The sequence below is a fragment of the Pedobacter frigoris genome, assembly GCF_005116445.1.
Classification (GTDB): domain Bacteria; phylum Bacteroidota; class Bacteroidia; order Sphingobacteriales; family Sphingobacteriaceae; genus Pedobacter; species Pedobacter frigoris.
The window spans coordinates 373,614-394,184 of sequence record NZ_SWBQ01000004.1 but is presented as its reverse complement, the minus strand read 5'-3'; the positions used below and the strand labels follow the sequence as shown (position 1 = coordinate 394,184).

Sequence of the window (20,571 nt, the reverse complement as noted above, 5' to 3'; positions counted from 1 at the left end):
GGTTAAAAGTTTTTTAAATGGCTGCAAATATTTTAGTATTTGCAGCCAGAGGTTATAGTTGAGCGCTATTTTATAAATTCAGATTCATAAGGGGTAAGGAATACTTTACCATCAAGCCCCCAGGTATCACCAATGGCAGCTCCAAACCAATAATACAGTTGGGGCGCAATGTCATTATTAGACATCTGCATTTGGAGCCCGGAAATAACAGGGGCGACATAGCCACAGGTATAAGGTGTTACCAACTGCCATGAGTAAGCTCCTGATAATATAAAATCTCGTTTTTGGCCAAGAGGGCTGATGTTTTCAAATTCGCCTAAGCCATCATTAGCAGGCCAGTAGCCAATCAGGTTATTGTAATAAGGATCAGCAGGTGTTTCAAAAGTTGAGCACACATTGCTGACAAGTTTTGAATCAGGAATAGCCGTATTCCATATTTTGATATTCATTATGGTTTGATTGGCATTATTTCCAAAACCTGACTTCCATCCTGCCTGCAAATCAATATCATTTGATATATCCTGACCAGTGAGTTCAATCGGTGCTGCTGCCGCCTGCACTCCATCCTGGTAAATCATCATGTAGCGTTTGCCAGAAAGCATATAAATTTTTGCGGCAATTGTATACCATTTATTGATCACCATTTTAGGGTCTGCAGAGTTTAACGTTTTTATCGATTGAGAAACAGCAGGTAATTGACTCCCTCTAAGTGCAAATCTCCAGCTGCCAGTAGATCCGTTGTGTACAAACCACCAACCTGGATTACTGTTAGCAGCACTATTTGTTTTAAGAAAAATAGGAGCATTTTGAGTCCCAAAACTATTTATCATTAATTTGAATTCAATGGTGTATTCTCCTGTTAACCCGAGATTATAGATGCCAGCTTTTGAAGCAGGAACTTTTCCTAAAATTGTTCCGGCGCTCAGCTTAACTGCATCGAATCCACTTGGCGAAGTAATCTCCAGCGGTTGAAATTTTGGATTGTAATAAGCCATAAAAATATTCCTGTCTCTGGCAGAACCATTACCATAGCTTTTACCGGTTCCGCCGTGATTCGAAGTAATGATTACGAGCCATTCTTCACTACTGTAGGTCTTACGCTTTTTCAAAGCCCCCACAATTTCCCCAATGTACCCGTCTACAGTAAGCATTGCATTTTTATATTCAGGAACATCAGCAGAAAAACCATATTGCTTACCTGCATCACTTACACTTGTAAAATCAGCGATGATCAGGTCATTTTTTTGTTCATTGATTTTGTTTAAAGTAGAATCTTTAACCGCCGCATCGTTTGCTACTGTGATAGCTTGCGTACCGTAGATGAACAATTTATCAGCAAGGGTCTTCCATGGCGTTATACCTACAGAATATTTCATTTTACCGGATTCCTGCAAACGCTCGATAAAACTTGGATAGTAATTCACAGTAGCATGTTCGTCACCATCATCAGCAGAAGGAATCTCTAATGTATTGTCAATAATGCCGTGTTTACCAACACCAACTCCTGTCATGATATTTTTCCAGGTGCTTCCGTCATTTGATTTAAAATCACTGGACGCGTTCCAGCAGTATTTACTGTTTTTTAGTAGTTCTGCTATTTGTGGTGGCATTATTGTTTTTACATCCTCGCCCGTAGCTCCGTCTACACTGATCAAGAGTACTTTTCTCTTCTTTTTGTTATTTACAGCCTGTTCTTCAAAAACAAATGGCGGATCGTAATACTTTTTACAACCTTGTAAACAAAACAGTGCCAATACTATCGCAGCGGTTACCGATGCAAAGGACCTGTAGGGGCGGTGTGATTTTACTTTATTTTTCATTTTATACAATTTCATTTAAATTATATGGTTGTAGTTGTGCTACAAGCCCAACTACAACCATTTCTGTTATTAACTTGGGTCGTACAACCAAACCTGCTCAATGAGCATTGGGTGTTCGGACGCCACTAATGTTTGTGCTGCTGAACTAGGGTAAATACCCCATGCATTTAAAAATGGCAGCATATTTTTACCGGTATAATCAGATATCAGTTCATAAAAATAATCCAGCTTTTTCTGGTTCCTGATTACAGAGTTGGGATATGCCGTGGTGCTAAAATCAAGCGTACTCGCTCTTGCTGTATTAGACATATATGTGATGATTCCATAACCATATTTTTCCATAAGCTGCATAAACAGCCCAAATCTTACGTCCAAACTTGCTGAAGTAAACAGCTTCGTATTATTTGGGTTGGGAGTAGACGTAAAGGCAAGAACAGCAGGCATCATTTGTGCTATTTTAGAATGTTTATAGCCTGCGCGATTGGTCACTTTAAGAGAGAATATATTATTCGAAACCTCTTGAAGGTCAATCCAGCTCCACAAGCCTCCCATTTGCATGTTGTGCCCTATTTCATGATATGAACCCCAGTTTCCTCCGGTCCACTGATTGATATCTACGGCCTGAGAGAAATAGCTGTTATTTGCTGTAGCTACCACAGGATATCCGGCGTGCTGTGCACCAGCGCTAGGCTGAATGTCATGTACAATACGCCATGGAACTCCAGGCATCCTGTTTTTTACATTGGATGTTGTAGACGACCAACCATACCAGGCCATCATGTCGTGGTATATTTTATCGTCAAACTTATTTACTAATGCTGTAGGACTAGCTATAGGATAGGTCGCCAATCTTTTGGTTTCCAGGGTCAGGATCAACCTTCTTCCGCGCAATTCAAAGAATGGTACCGTTGTGTTGGCAATCATCGTTTGCCATTGTGCATCTGTAGTTTGATCTCTCACAAAATCAGGAGATTTTACAGCTCCGCTTATGGTCAGGTTTACAATACTTCCAAGAGGATTAGCAACCCTGATCCAGATTTGTCCGCCATAAAGATTTCGCGCTGTATTGGTGCCCGATACCAGTGCATTTTTTGTGAAGATAATTGGATCCCGCTTACGTGTTGCAGGATCTGCAGAAGTCAGGTTATCCGTATGAGCCCCGATCTGAACCTCAAGTCCGGGAGTATTTGGAGGCACCACAATCGTAATTAACTCTCCTGCAGGCGCATATAATCCGGTACTCAACCATGCATCAGGAGCCTTGGATATTTTAAGGTCGGCTGTCGTTACCTGGGTATATGTAAGATCCAGCGGAACGATCTGATTGGCAAGTCGTGGTTCATTGGGACCTACCAATCCTGGAAAAATTCTGGCAGCAGCATACTTGGAGGTGTCCGTACCTGGTACAAGCGGTAATACACCCGCAGATTTATGCAGGTCTTTAGCTGCTAAAGTTTTACCTTCAACGGTATCCAATTTGCTTTTTGTGCAGCTTGCGTTTAGGAGGACAAGCATGCAACTGCTGTAGATTAATGATGTGGTTCTCATAATTTTTATAGGGTTTGGTTAAAAATCTACTTTGATGGATCGTATAACCACACCTGCTCTGTAAGCAGCGGATACTTAGCAGAGATCTTAGTTTTTGACACTGAACTCACATATAATCCCCACTGAGTCAAAAAAGGCTCCATATCCTTTTGGGTGTATTCTGAAAGTCTTTCATAAAAGAAATCCTTTTTATCCTGTTCATTATTTGCTCCAAATCTGGCCAGGCGTGCTTGTGTACATAAGTAGGTCATGAAACCATAGCCATATTTTTCAAAGATTTGGATAAACATTCCCATCCTGGCATCGCCTGTAGCTGCCGAGAATGCTTTTGTCTTAGCTGCGTTATCGGTTGATGCAAATGCAATTGCCGCAGGCATAGCCCTGTAGAGGTTACTGTGTTTATAGCCAGCTCGGTTTGTAATTTTTAATGAGAACAAGTTGTTAGAAACCTCGCCCAGCTCTGACCAGCTCCATGTGGATCCCATTTGCATATTGTGACCAATCTCATGGTATGTTCCCCAGTTTGAACCGACAACCAGATTCAATGTAACAGCTTGCTTAAAGTAATTTTCATTGGCTGTAGCAACTACCGGATACCCGGAATGCTGCGCACCTACTGAAGGCTGGATGTCATGTACAATACGCCATGGTAAACTTGGGTTTCTATTCCTCACGTCAGTAGTAGTTTCAGAAAGTCCGTACCATTCCCAATAGCTATGCAAAATTTCCTGATCCCAGGCCGTCATTAATTGCGTTGGACTTTCAATCGGGTACCGAGCTAATTTATTTGTCGGCAATGTAAAAATCATACGTCTGCTGCGCAATTCAAACCAAGGAACTGTTGTTTTGGAAATCATTTCTTTCCATTCAGCGTCAGTTGTTTCACCCAATATAAAATCGGGAGATTTTACAGAACCTGTAAAAAGAAGATCAACTTTACGTCCCAGCGGTTTCGATGGAATGATCCATATAGTACCACCGAAAAGATTACGTACGTAATTTTTTCCTGGGAATAGTTGAATCCTGGTATAAATAATTGGGGCACGTTGTAAAGGCGCTTTACCTGTCAGGTTATCATCCTGAGCTCCTACCTGAACCTGTAATCCATAGGTGTCAGCCGGAACCTCAATCATGATCAGTTCACCTGCCGGCGCGTACATTCCCGTACTGAAAAATCCTCCGGGTGCAACACTGATTCGAAGATCACTTGATTTAACCTGCACGTAATCGAGGTCCAGAGTCACCTTGTATGCTTTTAGTCTTGGTTCTTCCAATCCAACCATACCGGGGAAAGCTCTCGCTGCTGTAAATTGGGTTCTGTCTATCTTGCTCATCGCAGTATCCAATACCAAATCGATAGTATCAGCAGGATGGTTACCATCGGTAGTCCCGTCTGGAACCTGCAAACCGTAATTTTTAGTACAACTAAGAACTGTACCGAATAGCATAAAAATAAGCAGGCTATTAAAAATCTTTTTCATCTTTTCTCAGTTTAAGGTTTAGTACTATTATATAATGGCAACCAGGTTTTACTATCCAGGTTTAAGCCGAGAGATTTAATGCCCATCCATCCGAAGATGAAATTCGGAATGTCAACACCATTAGGAATTCTTTTATAGATATCCACAGGCAAATCCAGACAGAAGTTTGGTTGGTAATCATTGAATGCATTCCATGAGAAAGCACCGTTCAATGTGAAATTTCTTTTACTTGGGCTTAGATCTACAAGTTCTTTTCCTGTACCATCAGTTGACGGCCAGTAGCCGATCAGTTTATTGTAATAAATATCATTTGGTTTAACTTCTGCTTTACAGTAGTTGGCCGCGATATAAGCATCAGGTAAGGCCGTATTGTAAATTCTTACGTCAGTCACGATAGTCTGTGCGGTTCCTCCACCAAATGCAGATTTCGAGTTACCTACATTTAATGCAGCAGTTGTAGATGTACCATTGGCAGTCATGGCAGCCTGGTTGTTTAATACCCCATCCGTAAATACTTTCATACGACGGGCTGTACCTTCCATATATAATTTCCCGGTCAGGGTATACCATTGGTTTAGGTTCAGTGCAGTTCCGGAAACGCTTGATCCGGCAAGTTGCATCCTCCAGGAACTATTGGAAGTAGTTAATAAAAATGACCAGCCTGCGGCAGAATTTCCTGTATCATCCGACTTAGCTATAATTGGAGGATTGTTTGAGCCTCTGGTTAACAGCTTAATTTTCAATTGCACAGTATATTCCCCTGTAGTTCCGAAGTTGTAAATAGCTGCATCAGCAACAGGAATTGAACCGAATATGGTACTTGCAGTATATTGAATTGCTTTTCCCTCGTATGGAAGTTCAGATACGTTTGGTCTACCGTAAAACTGGTAGGCAAAGCGTGGATTGTAAAATAATACAAATCCATTTAATAACGGTTTGCTGTACAATGAAATGTCTACCTGTGATGGCGGCAATGTGTAATTACCTCCCTGATTGGAAGCGACGATGACTAACCAATCTTCTTTGTCATAATTTTTCCTTTGTTTTAAAGCACTTAATGCCTCTTTGATGTAACCATCAACAGTAAGAATAGCACTGCTATATTGCGCCACACTGGCATCATAACCATATTGCTGGCCAGCCCTGTCTACGCTGTTAAACTCAGCAAGAACAACACTGGCATTGTCTTCTTTCAGTTCGTTGATCATTGCTGTTTTAACCGCAGCATCATCATTATTGAAGTTTTGATTAACATCAGCATTGCTGATCAATTTTTGTGAAAAAGACAAAGTTGAAGTAAATGCCGCAGTACGCAGATCAGCACTTTTTTCCTTAATCTGTTTAAAGAACATCGGATAATTCGTAAGGTTATTCCCGGCAAAATCAGCTGTTGTCACCTTGTGTTTTGCTTTAGTCACACCAGTAACCATGTCAGTAAGGGTTGTAGCAGGCAATCCGCTTTCATCACTTACTGAATTAAAGGTTTGCAGCGCATTATACGCCATTTCAGTTATGGTCGGTGCCTGAACAGTATTTACGCTTTCACCTCTTGCCCCATCAATAATGATATACAGGACTTTAGAAACTCTATATCCCGTTATGCTATCCTTTTTTGCGGACAGGTCTAGTTTGTTTTCAAAATCTTTATTACAGGAAACCATAGTAATAAGGATCATCGTTAATAAGGATAATTGCAATCCCCATGAACTTTTGTTATTTAACCAATATTTTGTCATTTCTCTAATTGTTATTTTAACGGATCGTATTGCTATTGATTCTATTTATGGACGCAAGATCACTCTCACTATATTACCTACTGTTTTATTATCAAACTTGGAGATGTTACCAACCATTAAAACTGCAGGAAATCCGAGTGCTGATTTGGTCTCGTAAATATCTGATACTACCCCCTGGAACATTCCTGTGTTGTTATAGCCGGCAGCCAAAGTCCCATCACTATTAAGGATCATGAAACCCTGTCTTACAGCAGTATTGTACTTGGTGAAAGAGCCCGTAACCAGGATTAACCCGCTGGACAACTGAGCAGAGAAACCAACACTACCACCTTCAAGTGATCCCATTACAAAAGACTGATCTACTGAACCGTCATTATTTAACATCACCAAACCATTAGCCGGTTTTCCATTGAAGTTTTTGAATGCTCCGGATACCATGAACTTCTGAGTAGCGGTGTTGTAACGAATGTTCGTAATCGCTGCGTCAGCTCCTGTACCTACCTGGAATGTCGGATCTATTACTCCGTTATTATCGAGCCTAACGATGTAGTTTGCTGTGGTTGCATTATACCTGCTGAAACTACCTACCAGGATAATTTTACCATCAGCCTGCATGAATGCATCATTAATAGCACCATTACCTCCTTCATAGCTCATATTGGTTGCCGTATTAAAATTATAGGTAGAGTCTAACTTACCATTTGATTTCAATCTTAATACATTGGTCATTTTAGTATACCCGATAACCTTATTATCACGGGTTGAGCGCTCATAGAAGTATTCACCATAATTATTGAAACTACCTACAGCGATGATCTTGTCATTATAAGAGAAGATCTTTCTTACTGATCCTGTTACACTTCCATTAAATGCGGCAAGTGTATCATAGCTGTTTTTTGGTTCCAATGGCGTAAGGTTTACCACCTCAACAATTGTACTGTCCAGTGAACCGTTTGAATTCAACCGGGTAATGCCGCCAATACTTTTTCTTTTGTTATAAGCCGTAAATGACCCTCCAACCATAAATTGTCCATTCGGAAGTTTTACCATGGAAGCTAATGTTCCGTTGGCTCCAGCTCCTGTAGAAAAACTAGGAAGATAAGTTCCGTCAGAGGTAGTAGATACGATATAGTTAATCGGCTTTTTAGTGGTAGCTCCTTTGTCAAAATCTGTAAACCCTCCTACAAAAATGAAGTTCCCGTTTTGAAGCGGCATGATCTGATTGATTACTCGGTTGGTACCTACGATGGTTTTAAAAGTAGGGTCTATACCGGCTTTACCCGATACGGTAAACTCCGGACCAAAGAAAATCTGTCCATCTATCACGATAGTAACACCACCTGAACTGGCATTCTCAGGAACCTTAATCTTGATGCTTTTGTCTGTTACTTCTAATACCGTGGCTTCTGTTTCATTCAAATAAAATTTCATTTTATCTTTGAATGGGAGCAAGCCTGAAATCTGGTAAATCACCTCTGCTCCTGTTATTCCAAAAGCAGGCTTTGGGGTAGCATCGGCAAACCTGATACCGAGGGCCTCTTTTCCTCCGGCATATGGATCATCCTGAAGCTTTTCAGATTTCTTGCAGGAAAAAAATACAATGGAGAGTAAGGTAAGGCATAGAAAATACCATTTTTGAGCATTCATCTTTTGATTATTATTGTTTGTTCTGTTCAACATATTTTTATCTCCTATTACAAATTAATTCCCTATACCATTTTCTGTTGCAATCAGGATAAACCTGTCTACACTAAAGCCAAATGAGTGATTAGCAAACTTAATCGAGTGAACTATCCCGTTACTTGGATTAATGTCCGAGGAAGATATCGATGCATTTATCCAGTTGCTTTTAGGTTTTGACAGATCTGGAATATAGGAGATCATCAGTTGTCTATAACCTGCATATTTAATGGTTACGCTGCCATTAACCGCATCGTTATATACTACACCTATGTTTAGCGGCTTTTCATTGTATGATAGGTAACCTTGTCCTGAATAAGTATCTAATGCCAGGGTATCCACTTGTCTGTAATCTTTCAAGCGGTTAGTCCCTTTAAATACGTACATGGACAGTATCTCTTTCCAGGCTTTCGGCTTGATGTCTGACAATGTTTTTACAGAGTCCTTACCTGCCGAACTCAAGTATGCATTTAGTCTGTTGATAGACTTTGCGATAGAAGGATCTTGCGGTGCAAACAGGGTAACATTTTCATTTTTAAAAACATCTTCCATGCCAGCAAGCTTGATCACTTGCGTAAGGGTATCGAAATTCAGCGGTTTTGATTCCAGGTACTGCATAATACTGCCATTATATGTTGGAGTGGTGGTGCCAGTATCCAGATAATGCTCATACTTTTTACAACCTGTAGTAAGACCGATTGCAATGACTGCAATTAAAGTGAGGCCTTTTGTTATATTTTTTAATGTGTACATCTTTTATTATTAAATATGAAACCTGCTTTATTGCCAGTAATTGTTTAATGTCATGTAAGGATTGTTGTTTAGCGCCTTGGTCGCAATTGGCCAGGTCCAGGCATTTGCAATAAATGCTGAGTAAGACATCGGACTATAGCAATAATCTGCACTAAGAATCTTTCTGGTACGTACCAAATCGTAGTAGTACTGACCTTCTCCCAATAGCTCTTTACAACGTTCGTAGTAAATGGCGTCTTTAAGTTTTCCTTCTCCTGGATTTGCAGGAAACTCTTCAGCGCCTGCTCTGGCTCTGATTCGGTTCAATAATGTTTTTGCAGTTATATCGTCTCCCAGTTCAGCCAGCGCTTCAGCATGGAGCAATATTACATCTGCATAGCGGAAAATGATCGGGTTGTCGTCATCACCTTGTGTAGGTGCCGACCGGTTAAAGAATTTATAGATGATCGCTTTCCCTGTTTCATCATAAATATCCGCAATGTCAAACCATTCGGTCTTCCTTTTATCAGCCACTGTCTCCGGAAAGATCTTCTTCATATAAGCAGATCTGAAAGCAAGCTCACTTAATGTACGGTCAGTAGATGTAAGGAATGGCAAATGGGCAACACTGTTCGAGAATTTATATCGGCGTTCTGAACTTACCTCGCCATAGTTATTGCTCAGTTGAATTTCAAATAATCCTTCTTTAGAGCGCCCAAACATGACAAGATAGGTTTGTTCAATAGGCAATAATGTATATGCCCCCTGCTCTGCTTCGCCAATAGTTTCTATTTCAATACCTAAGGTATCAACGGCCCTGTAATACTCCGCTGATCGCGTTAAATCAAACCCAGCACACCACATATTCATGTGCATCATCAGCGCGATAGCACTTCCGCGCATTGCCCTTACTGCACGGTTAGCCGGATCTTTATAAGTCCATGGCAGATCATTTTTTACTTTTTCCAGATCAGCAATGCAGTTTCTGAATACTGTGATCATGTTTGTTCTTGGCAAAGGATCCTGATTATAAGCATTGGTGTAATAAGGAACATCACCGTATAACCTTACCAAAAAGAAATAAGAGAGGCAACGCATGAAGACCGCTTCTGCTTTATATTGTTTCTTGTTGGCTTCTGAAAAAGCAGGATCTTCTATTCGATCTACCTCTTTGTACAGAATGTTTGAGGCCTGTATTGTTTTGTACCACGGTGTCCAATCAGGAATTAAATCATAACGGGCTCTGGCCTGATACCATTCTAATTCTGCATTATAACCTGGTCTGGTACGTGAAGCATCAGCAGCCAATGTTTTCTTAAGGTTATTTACAGACATGTAGTCAAAATCATGACGCTTAGGAAATGTTGCTCCTGCCTTTGCCGGGCCATTCCGGAAATCCCCCATTGCCAGAACAATGCTGGACATGGTAGAAACTCGGAACATGCGATAAACATCCTTTGTGAAGTCTTCAGCGTCTTTTGATGTTTTCCAGTAATTATTGCCAGAAAGACTTGTTACCGGTTCAACATTTAAAAACTTTTTACAGCCTGGATTTGCTATAACCAGTACTAATAATGGGAGTATATATAAAATCCTTTTCATAATTAATTTCATTTTAGAACTGAATGTTTAGACCAAGTGAGTAACTGCGTCTGCTGGGATAACCCGATGAGTTATCACGACCTAAATCACTTACGTTTTCAGGATCGGGCCCTGAGTAGTTTGTAAAGGTGTAAAGGTTATTTCCTGTACAATAAACACGCATAGAGGTGATTCCTAAACGCTCAGCAAATTTCTTGTCAAAGGTATATGCCAGGGTTAGCGTATTTAGCTTTAGGTATGATCCGTCTTCCTGAAATAAGGTTTGGTTATAACGGAAAGGCGAGTATGCGGAATAACGCAGGTAATCGTAAGGATTTGGATATAATGCTACATCACCTGCGGACTTCCAATACTGAAGTTCCTCAATTGGCACTAAGCTATTTGCACCGCCAGGATTAGAAAAATTCTGGAAACGCTCAGCCAAAGGCACGTTTAGAATATCCCTTCTCAACGTATAAGACATATTTACATTGACAGAGTAATTTTTGTAGGAGAAGAATGAACTAACACCCCCAGTGATCATTGGCTGTGAATTACCTGCGATCACAAGATCCTTTCCATCTAATTTATAATCTCCGTTAAGGTCTGTCCAGTAAGGATCACCTCCCTGGAAGAAAACTGTAGATCCACCGTTCGTAGTCTGATATCTTTTTCCGGTTGCAGGATCGACAGCCACTGCATCAGTGCTGGCATAAACCCCTTTGGTATTGTACAATACATTAGACAAACTGTTAACACCCAAACGGTAAAGTATTGCTTGTCCTGTCGCACCGCCGTCTAGTAAAATCTGACGTACCCTATCCGGCAAACTTGTTAATACGTCCTTATTAATAGCACCGTTTGCTGATACAGTCCAGTTTACTTTACTGGTTTTCGCAAGAGGTCTAACCGTTAAGCTAAGTTCATAACCATAATTCACCAAACTTACCTCGTTGGTTTTTACAGCTCCAAATCCATTATGATCGGCCAGGGTTTTTTCTCTGATCTGGTTGTCAACCATTTTGTAATAAGTATCAAACGTAAACTGATACTTCCCTTCAAATAAACCGACATCAAGACCAGCATTATATTGAGTTGTAACTGTTGGGGTCAATGTTGTATTTGGAAGGTTACCAAATCCGACACCAATAGATTGTGATCCGTTATATACTCCGCTGAAATTATAAGATCCAAATGCATCGAATACAGTACCATTAGGTACAATGTTTTTACCCCAGGTGGTACGAAGAGACCCGTAATCCAACCATTTAGCATTTTTAAACCAACTTTCTCTGTTAAAGTTCCATTTTAATCCGATTGAAGGGTTTTTAGACCAAGGCACATCTGGCCCACTACTTGATACGCCATCCCAGCGATAAGAAAGATCAAGCACATATTTTCGGTCATAGTTATAAGAAAGCTGCGTAGCCAGTGCTGCCGAACGAGAATCAGCATAACTACTAAGCACCCCGCCTCTAGAGGTTGCCGCGTTAAAGCCCAATGGGCCCTGATATTGGTCATTCGGTGTCCGTACCTGACTCACCGCCTGTGCCTGATAATTACGGATATACATCTCGTTAAAGACGTAAGCATTCACATTATGTACTGCATTGAAAGTCTGCGCATAACTGATCATGTTACGGTTGTATAATGTACTGCGGCGATCATTATAGGAGTAAACATTCGAACTATTGTTGTTCAATATTGATGGTTTGAATGTATCCTCTGTTCCGGTATTGTAATCATAATTGATAACACTTGTTACCGAAACTGGCTTAAGCACCTGATATCTTGCCTCAAGGTTGGTTTTTATGTTGCCGGACTTGTTGTTGTTATCTACGATAAGAACTCCAGTTGCTGCTCCCGAACTACTGAATAATGAAGGCGCCGGCAACAATGAAGATGCTGAGCTTCCCGAAGCAACCCCACTCTGAAGAATACCATTTCCACTACCTTTCTGACTCATACCCAAAGCACTCGAAACATTTGCAAAAAGGCGGAACTTCTCGTTTGGCTGATAAAGCACATTCATACCTAAGGAATACCTCTTTAGGCCTGTATTTTCAACAATACCGCGTTCGTCGTAATATCCAAGATTGACTTTATAGTTAAACCTTTCATCACCACCAGATGCATTAACATTATGATTCTGATTTAATGTAGTCCGGTAAAATACATTTTGCCAGTCCGTTGAGTTGTTATAGAAAGCATTTAAACTGTCGGACAGCAATGGGTTATTATCAATTCGCTGTCTTGCGGAGTAAACCGTTGTATCGTAGTTCATGATCTGCCAAAGTCTAAGATCGCGCTCACCCTTACCTCCGATAACCTGTTTCAATTTAGGGGGAGTATTTACGAAGAAACTGGTTACATACTGTATAATTGGAGTTTTAGATTTACCTCTTTTGGTAGTGATCAGGATTACTCCATATGCTCCCTGAGAACCATATAATGAGGTAGCCTGCGCATCTTTTAAAACGGTAACTTCTTCGATATCTTCAGGTGGGATCAGAGACAATGGGCTAATACCTGGTCCGCCTTGTGAGAATCCGTATTCATAATTGGTATTTGCGTCCAATGGCACACCATCAATTACGAACAAAGGTGATGTAGGTGTAAGGAAAGCATCGTTACCTGAACCCTGAACTTCGATACTGGACAATCCACGTACAAAGATTGAACCCCTCGCACCAGGACTACCTGTATTATTCTGAATATTTAAACCGGCTACCTTACCTTGCAAAAGTTCCATTACGTTAGCAACCGGTACATCTTGCAGAGCTTTTCCGCTGATCGTGGTCAGTGCTCCGGTAGCTACCTCTTTTGTTTTTGGCGCATAACCCACAACAACAACCGTTTTTAAGTCATTGTTAGATTCCTGCATGAGTACCCGCAACACGTTTTTACCATTTAGTTTTATCGTTTGGTTGTTAAAACCGATGTAAGTAAAAACCAATGATGCATTTTCAGGGACATTAATACTAAACGACCCATCACCACCTGTGCTACCCACAGATTTTAACGGGGTTCCGCTCAGGATGTTTACCCCCGGCAATCCCAGATTATTTGATTTTTCGACTACAGTTCCCTTTACGTTCACTATTTTCTGCGCATAGGCAGAGGTAGTCATCAGAACTAAAAGGAATATTAAATATTTAAACAGGTGCTTCATAGCAATATTTTGTTTTAGCGTGCTTAGCTTAAGTATATTTTTATCTCTACGGTTCATCATTCGTTACTGAATTTTGGGTTATCCCTGTTAAACCAAAAGACAATTTCCCACGCTCCCTTCTCATAAATACTAAAGTTGAAAGACATCTCTGCAACCTCCTTTACACCACCGAAACCCAGCCGGTCGTAGGAGAATTTTACTCTCGCTTGTCTACCATCCTGTGTTGTATAGGCTGTTGGTATTTCTACCAGTGGAATGGGATAGGCAACATCATATTTTACGTAAGTACTTGTTTTTTCCATGTTAAAACCATGAACAAGATTAGGCCAGTCTGTAAGTTTGAATTTTGCCGGATCAATAGGCCTGGACAAAGTATCTAAAAAGCGAAATGTTATTGAATTGCCATCGCCTATGCGGTTGAAGTATACATTCACGTCATTGCTACTTAGGTTACTTGAAGTAATTTCACCTTTCATATTGTTGATCACATTAGGCCTGATCGCTGCATTTGTACCAGCTCCTGTTGTGGGATCTAATGAATTTGGTTCGTACTTTCGTTCTCTGTAAGGTTGCAATTGCATATTGTTAAAGTACCGGCGACCTCCATTATTGGTAACTTCTACATCAAATGTATATCCTGAATCAGGCAGTGCTTTTATGATTGAAGAATTTGAAGCCGCCCACATGATAAATTCTCCAGAGTGCTCTCTGATTTCGAATAAAGGATGCTTTTCAATCACTCTTTTAGCTTCGATTTCGGCAATTGATTTTTCAGTTCCGAAGTAAGCCTTCTTCCACACCAATACATCGAATGGTTTAATAAGCTCGGGTGCTGAAAGACCATCACTGTTCCTTATATTTACTATTTTAAACGTAAGCGGCAATGATGAACTCTGAGAATCAAAATTATCTCCCATTACGGTCGTTCTGCCCATAACGGGTTTATAAATAGTCTGCGTAAACCTTGCTTGTGTATTGAAGGTATCCCTATCAGTTGGCAGGAATTTTTTACATGCACCCAATAATCCCAAAAGCATCATCAATGGAATTGTACTAATGATTATATTTTTTTTATTGATCATAATTTTTGTTACTAAATTCATGTAGGTTATTTATTGAGACGCAGTGTAAATTCACTAAAACCAAACTCATGTGATGGCGATAACGCATGTACAATGGCATTGTCTGTATAGATATTTACGGCCTGAGTAGTTGTTCTTTGCCATTCAGCTATGTATTGTGAGTATTTAATATCACTATAGATGATACTTTTAGGTCCGCCATTTACAAAACCATAAGCATTAGTGCTTTTTTGTTCTCCGTGCATGATATAATCATACTTTATAGTATTCAACAACACTCCATCGGCAAGCAAAAGGCTGTCAGTAGAATATTTACCTTCGATGACGTATCTGCACGTAAGTACATCCAGTTCATCCAGATTAGCCGTAGATAAATTCAATGCCGGCTTATGCTGTGAAGTACGCAGGTTATTTAGATTTTGTAATGCAAGCACAAAACTGCGATTGGTAGGTGCAAATACTGTAAATTGAGTATTGGAGCTCAAGGCTTCTTTCAACCAGTCCATTCGGTCAATTACTTTAACCAGTGAATCGTAGACACCTGGTTGAGACTTAAAGTAAGCATAAACATTTCCTTCATATACGTTTACTTTGTTTTCGAAATCGTAAGCTCCCGGATCTTGTTTTTTACATGCCGTGATTAACAATGCGGCGGCAAATACTACGGCAAGGCCTTTTATTATATTTGATTGTTTCTTCATGATCGTATTATCTCCAATATTCATTTTGAACCAGTAAAGAATTGCGGCTTAGGACGTCTTCTGAAATAGGCCAGAAAATACCATTAGTACTGATTAGCTTATTAAATTCAGGATTGGTTTTCTTAATCCTGTTGTACCTGATCTGGTCATACCATCTCCATCCCTCACCCATAAGTTCCCTTTGTCTTTCTTTAAAAATGGCATCAACTACACCGTCATTAGCGCCTTGATAAAGTGGCAATCCACGGGCAATCCTGATTCGGTCCAGCGCATCTATAGCCTCTTGAGTGTTACCAATAACAGCCATAGATTCGGCATATAATAAAGTAATCTCTTCCAGTCTTGTGAATACAATAGCTGAACTAAACAATCCCAAAGAGCCATCTGAAGATGCATCACGGATACATTTGATTTTACTGAATACAGTATTTGAGCTGCCGAAATTTGTAAAGTAATCCGTTACTGCCCTACCTGTCGTTGCATTAATGGAAAACCTTTCATCCTTGTCTTCATTGAAGATGGATAGAATCGTTTGATCAGGAACATAGATTTGAGGAACTGGCTTTGTTACCAGAGGAGCAGCGAGCGCTAAGTCTTCTATATGTCCTACTACACTTGCTTCCCTATCGGTCCATGCAAATGCAAGCCCAAAGATCTGTGATGCTTTTTTATCGTAGAAAAGACCATCGTATTTACTCACATTGGCAGTTGCTGTGTAAGCAGCCCCAGCCTTGTCAAAATTGGTCAGTACAAAAGATGCATATCCAGAAGCGTCGATATATCTCTCATTCCATGCTGCTATATGTGCAAGAATGGCATATGCTGAAATTTTCGTAAGCAACACTCCACTCCAGTTTGCAGTAGCTTGTGAATAGTAAAGCCCCGGAAAAACAGGATCATTTACGTCGCCATATTTATAAGGAAGGTTATCTACTGCTTTCAATAATTCACTTTCAGCATAACCCAGAACTACGGATTTAGGCGTACGGGCTACATTTTCAAACGAACCATCTTTCGATGAAGTTATCAAAGGTACATCTCCCCAAATTCTGCTCATGTAGAAATAAGCAAAAGCTCTTAAAGCATGCATTTGGGCAATATCAACTTTGTAGTTTCTTTCTGTGTATTGTTTGTCCTTTGCCATAACTTCATGTGCGCGTTCTATGAACAAACTCGCACTGTTAATTACAGCGTAGAACCTGCGCCAGCTTCTTAATGACTCTACAACAGGATAAGGTGCATTTAAATTGTTTCCAACAATTGCTTTTAGGTCCAGACGGGAAGTAGCCTGAAAATCTCCTCTTCTTAGGTCACCGTATAACCAATGCCCATTATTGTCGGCCATCGCTGCACGCAGTAAACCATATGTACCCAACAAAGCAGAACGTGTATCAGTAATCGACTTCCAGTTATTTCCTTCATTAACCAAATGACTTGAATCTATTTCAAGATTTTTATTACATCCTGAGGCTAATAATCCGACGATTAAAATCCCGGTTAAGATGCGATAAGGAATTGTTATTATATTAAACATCATATCTTTTCTATTTCTATGCTTATAAATCGACCTTAAAACCTAATGTGTATGTCTTTGGAATAGACAAGCCGTAGCCGCTGTCAATTCCGGTATATCCAACAACCTCCGGGTCTCCACCTGTGTAAGGAGTGATTGTGAACAGGTTGGTAGCAGTAACATATAAAAGGAATCTATTTTGCTTTCCTTTGGTTTTGTTCAGAAAATTTAGTCCTCCAAAGTCATAGCTCAACGAAAGAGACCTTAATTTTAAAAATGAACCATTCTCGATAAAAATATCCTGATCTGAACGGTACGCCTGTACAGCACTCCATGGATTATAAACCGGGTATTTTGAAGCATCAAAATCTTTTTGCCAGAAAGTGATTTCATCTATTGAAGAGATATCATTTTGTCCCCTTCTGTTTATAAAATCAAAACGATTGGCTACAGCCTGATTTAAGATATTACGCCCTAATGCAAAATATAGGTTGAAGTCAAGGCTTAGATTGTTGTAACTAAAAGTATTTGAGAAGTTACCGGTTACTTTTGGCATGTAATTACCTAAGGCTACTTTATCCTGCTCGTTGATGGTATAATCGCCATTCAGGTCTTTCCATCTCGGATCTCCACCATGGAATGCAAGTCCTTTATAGTTGAAAATCTGATAATTGGCAGGATTAACCGGTACATCTACATCTGAGTTAAATACCCCCTGAGTTTGAAGAACCCAGAATTTATCTACAGCTTCACCAACAACAAGCTTTTGAGTACCGATCAATATTTCCGATAATCCTCCAGGGAGTGCCTTTAATTTATTTCTATTATAGCTTGCATTAAAACCACTTGACCAGCTTAACTGATCTTTACCCCCACTCAGTATATTGGCTTGCAGCATCAACTCTACTCCGCTATTGTTTACATCCATTCCGCTTTGGTAAGCTGATGTATATCCCGATTCGGAATTGACCGGCATAGCCAATAACATACGGTTATTGTTTTTAGAATAGAGTTCTACCCTGGCTGACAAACGATTGTTAAGGAAATCAGCATTTACACCAAAATTTGTCTCCTGAACATATGCCCATGGGATATCATATCCAACCCATCCTGCCGTGTATGGTCTTGACAAAGTACCGAATCCTCCGTAAGAATAAAATGCAGGATTTGAAGACCAGCCCAAATCTACAGTGTATTGCGGTCCTGCTGCAAAACGATCATTTAAGATCAAATTACCAATACGACTCCATGACGCTGTTAAAGCCAATTTAGAAATGGTGCTTTTATCTGCAGGCAAGAACTTCTTTAAATCATATTCTGCACTCACTATCGGAGAGAAAAACCACCTTGCACTGGGTTGCATATTGGACGATCCATCAGTCCGTCCTACAGCTGTTAAAGTCAGATCATCATTATAAGTATATTCAATTTTACCATACAATGAGTTCAGATTCGCCTTTTGACGATCTGTAAAACGGTAAACTATAAAATCCTTAGGGAGCAGGTAGTCACTAGCTCCAGTACTTCCATTAACTACATTTATTTTGATGTAGTCACTTGAGCCTTTATAACCATAAGCATAGTTATACCTGTTTACGTCTGCCTGAACAGAGTACCCGGCTTCAAGATTAAGTTTATGTTTCTCAGTTACTTTATATTTATAGCTCAATACGTTATCAAAAACAAACCGCTGGTTATAACCAAAATAGTTAGAGATATAGTTATTTCCATCCAGCATTGTAGAAGGGAAAAACACATCGCGAAGACCTTCATTGTAATCAAACCCAACACGCGACATAAACTCCAGATTTTTTGTCTTAGCATTAACTGAGAAGTAACCTTGAATGGAGTTGTTTTTATTTTTGTCTATAGACTTCGAATCATAGTCGTTGAGTAAATTTCCATAGATCAGCTTATTTGGTGCAATAGGACTTGTTAGATCCGGTACATATTGCATTTCAGAGAACCTGTCTCTAAAACTTCTGTTCCTGTCTCTTTCCAGTCTTGTAGCGTTAATCATACTTGACACCGTCAACCACTCCAATGGAAGCATATTGATGAAGAAAGAAGCTACGTATTTGTCTAGCTTAGTGCCGTCGGCATTACCTGCATTACTAGTATTACCGCCAAAAAAACGGAAATTAGATCGGTTAGTTCCTCCTGTGATACTCCCGTTGATGGCTCTGACCGGACTTGTTTTATAATATAAATCTGTCCAATTTGATGGGCCATAATAATTTTCATTAGTGGCATCCCTCAAATAGGCTGGAAAATTATCCAAATCAGTAGGAGAAGCAAATTTTTGATAAAAAGGCATCCTGAAATCGTTTTCATCCTGGCCATTAGCGGTGGTTACTCCATCTTTTTGGACCATACCGTAATAGCTATTTACGCTAATTTGGCTCAGGCCTTGTTCGGCATTCTTTGTCGTGATTAATATTGCCCCATTTGCAGCTCTAGGGCCATATATGGCTGAGGCAGCACCGCCCTTTACAATATTTATGGATTTTATATTATCCATATCCAGGGTAGACAATAAGTTTGTTGCTGTTCCAATCGGAGTATAATCATACTTTTGGACATCAAACATAAATGGGTTATCCTGAATTAAAGGGATTCCATTTATATAAACAGCAGGTTGAGCCTGATAGATATCCTTTCTGGATAATAACGGCATAGACAAGCCTCTTATCAACATACTTTGTTCTACATTTCCTGGTTCACCAGTTGTTTCCTGCACATACACGCCAGCAGTATTGCCTTTCAGTACCTGTTGCAAAGAAACAAAAGGCGATTTTGAAATTTCTCTAACATTCAATGAGTCAACATTTTTCTTTGAAACGAACCGTCTCAATCTTACTTTGCTGGAATCCACAGTACCAGTATCTTTACTGAAAACGTTTGCAGAAGTATCCTGAAAAAAAGAATCAAAACTGGCTTTCCGATAGGAATCGGCGCTATATCCTTCTGTCGGAACAATAATCCCTACAAAAAGAAAAGATGAAATGACAAATTGCCATTGAATGTGTTTAATAGTTCGGGTATTTTTCATTAACATTCGATATATTATTTATTTATAGCCAGGTTAGAAAAAATGGGCTTGGGACGCAACCAGAAAAATAGGGATAGGCCTACCAGCGTATACGCTTTGGTCAATGTATTAGACATCATAGTGTGGTTAGTGGTTTGTTAGTTTAAAAGCTGATATTGGTTCATTTTTTTAAGTCATGACTGACTATGGTTTAGTTAGTTTTTATTCATACGCATTTTATATTAAATATAGATCACTGATATTCAGTCCGATCTATCCCCCTAGTATTTCAATAATCATTCAAATGATATAAGAATGACAACTGTTTTGTTATTCTCAAATCTGTTGCATTATTCGCGTAAAAAAGATGAAAATTCTAAAAGAAAAGGTAGAAAAATCATAAAAAAACCTGACATTAGACCTCACACGGCGAATAAGAAGGATAACTAACTGATACTTTATGAAACTTGTTAAATGGAAATTTTTTATTCTGT

General features: G+C 39.7%; 12 protein-coding genes. All 12 read right to left on the bottom strand.

Annotated features, from left to right (window positions below):
• Positions 1–65: 65 nt before the first annotated feature.
• Positions 66–1,820, bottom strand: coding sequence for an alkaline phosphatase family protein (locus FA047_RS15435; protein ID WP_169304427.1), 1,755 nt, complete (start codon positions 1,818–1,820; stop codon positions 66–68).
• A 69-nt stretch (positions 1,821–1,889) separates the two neighbouring features.
• Positions 1,890–3,368, bottom strand: a complete 1,479-nt coding sequence (locus FA047_RS15430; protein WP_136836969.1) for a M60 family metallopeptidase — start codon at positions 3,366–3,368, stop codon at positions 1,890–1,892.
• 26 nt (positions 3,369–3,394) lie between these two features.
• On the bottom strand, positions 3,395–4,849 hold the full coding sequence (locus FA047_RS15425; RefSeq protein ID WP_136836968.1) for a M60 family metallopeptidase: 1,455 nt from the start codon (positions 4,847–4,849) through the stop codon (positions 3,395–3,397).
• Positions 4,850–4,860: 11 nt separating this feature from the next.
• Positions 4,861–6,585: a DUF4983 domain-containing protein gene (locus FA047_RS15420; protein ID WP_136836967.1), complete on the bottom strand. Its 1,725-nt coding sequence runs from the start codon at positions 6,583–6,585 to the stop codon at positions 4,861–4,863.
• Between the two features lie 45 nt (positions 6,586–6,630).
• The gene (locus FA047_RS15415) at positions 6,631–8,265 is read right to left on the bottom strand and encodes a DUF5008 domain-containing protein (protein ID WP_136836966.1); all 1,635 of its coding nucleotides are present in this window, start codon (positions 8,263–8,265) and stop codon (positions 6,631–6,633) included.
• A 21-nt stretch (positions 8,266–8,286) separates the two neighbouring features.
• Positions 8,287–9,018, bottom strand: coding sequence for a fasciclin domain-containing protein (locus FA047_RS15410; RefSeq protein ID WP_136836965.1), 732 nt, complete (start codon positions 9,016–9,018; stop codon positions 8,287–8,289).
• 27 nt (positions 9,019–9,045) lie between these two features.
• On the bottom strand, positions 9,046–10,599 hold the full coding sequence (locus tag FA047_RS15405; RefSeq protein WP_136836964.1) for a RagB/SusD family nutrient uptake outer membrane protein: 1,554 nt from the start codon (positions 10,597–10,599) through the stop codon (positions 9,046–9,048).
• A gap of 13 nt (positions 10,600–10,612) precedes the next feature.
• The gene (locus FA047_RS15400; RefSeq protein WP_225872752.1) at positions 10,613–13,810 is read right to left on the bottom strand and encodes a SusC/RagA family TonB-linked outer membrane protein; all 3,198 of its coding nucleotides are present in this window, start codon (positions 13,808–13,810) and stop codon (positions 10,613–10,615) included.
• Positions 13,807–14,853 (bottom strand): DUF5007 domain-containing protein, encoded by a 1,047-nt coding sequence (locus tag FA047_RS15395; RefSeq protein WP_136836963.1) that lies wholly within the window; start codon positions 14,851–14,853, stop codon positions 13,807–13,809. The genes FA047_RS15400 and FA047_RS15395 overlap by 4 nt, the downstream gene beginning before the upstream one ends.
• A 5-nt stretch (positions 14,854–14,858) precedes the next feature.
• Entirely contained in the window at positions 14,859–15,557 is a 699-nt protein-coding gene (locus FA047_RS15390; protein WP_136836962.1) for a fasciclin domain-containing protein, read from the bottom strand.
• Positions 15,541–17,070 carry a RagB/SusD family nutrient uptake outer membrane protein gene (locus tag FA047_RS15385; RefSeq protein WP_136836961.1) on the bottom strand — a complete coding sequence of 510 codons (1,530 nt, stop codon included), beginning with the start codon at positions 17,068–17,070 and terminating at the stop codon, positions 15,541–15,543. Before FA047_RS15385 ends, FA047_RS15390 begins: the two co-directional genes overlap by 17 nt.
• Positions 17,071–17,089: 19 nt before the next feature.
• Complete coding sequence (locus FA047_RS15380; protein WP_169304426.1) at positions 17,090–20,098, bottom strand: SusC/RagA family TonB-linked outer membrane protein; 3,009 nt, start codon at positions 20,096–20,098, stop codon at positions 17,090–17,092.
• Between the last annotated feature and the right edge of the window lie 473 nt (positions 20,099–20,571).

Excerpts from the sequence above, each read along its gene's own strand:
- FA047_RS15435 (WP_169304427.1), bottom strand. The coding sequence starts at position 1,820 with ATGAAAAATAAAGTAAAATCACACCGCCCCTACAGGTCCTTTGCATCG.
- FA047_RS15430 (WP_136836969.1), bottom strand. The coding sequence starts at position 3,368 with ATGAGAACCACATCATTAATCTACAGCAGTTGCATGCTTGTCCTCCTA.
- FA047_RS15425 (WP_136836968.1), bottom strand. The coding sequence starts at position 4,849 with ATGAAAAAGATTTTTAATAGCCTGCTTATTTTTATGCTATTCGGTACA.
- FA047_RS15420 (WP_136836967.1), bottom strand. The coding sequence starts at position 6,585 with ATGACAAAATATTGGTTAAATAACAAAAGTTCATGGGGATTGCAATTA.
- FA047_RS15415 (WP_136836966.1), bottom strand. The coding sequence starts at position 8,265 with ATGTTGAACAGAACAAACAATAATAATCAAAAGATGAATGCTCAAAAA.
- FA047_RS15410 (WP_136836965.1), bottom strand. The coding sequence starts at position 9,018 with ATGTACACATTAAAAAATATAACAAAAGGCCTCACTTTAATTGCAGTC.
- FA047_RS15405 (WP_136836964.1), bottom strand. The coding sequence starts at position 10,599 with ATGAAAAGGATTTTATATATACTCCCATTATTAGTACTGGTTATAGCA.
- FA047_RS15400 (WP_225872752.1), bottom strand. The coding sequence starts at position 13,810 with ATGATGAACCGTAGAGATAAAAATATACTTAAGCTAAGCACGCTAAAA.
- FA047_RS15395 (WP_136836963.1), bottom strand. The coding sequence starts at position 14,853 with ATGAATTTAGTAACAAAAATTATGATCAATAAAAAAAATATAATCATT.
- FA047_RS15390 (WP_136836962.1), bottom strand. The coding sequence starts at position 15,557 with ATGAATATTGGAGATAATACGATCATGAAGAAACAATCAAATATAATA.
- FA047_RS15385 (WP_136836961.1), bottom strand. The coding sequence starts at position 17,070 with ATGATGTTTAATATAATAACAATTCCTTATCGCATCTTAACCGGGATT.
- FA047_RS15380 (WP_169304426.1), bottom strand. The coding sequence starts at position 20,098 with ATGAAAAATACCCGAACTATTAAACACATTCAATGGCAATTTGTCATT.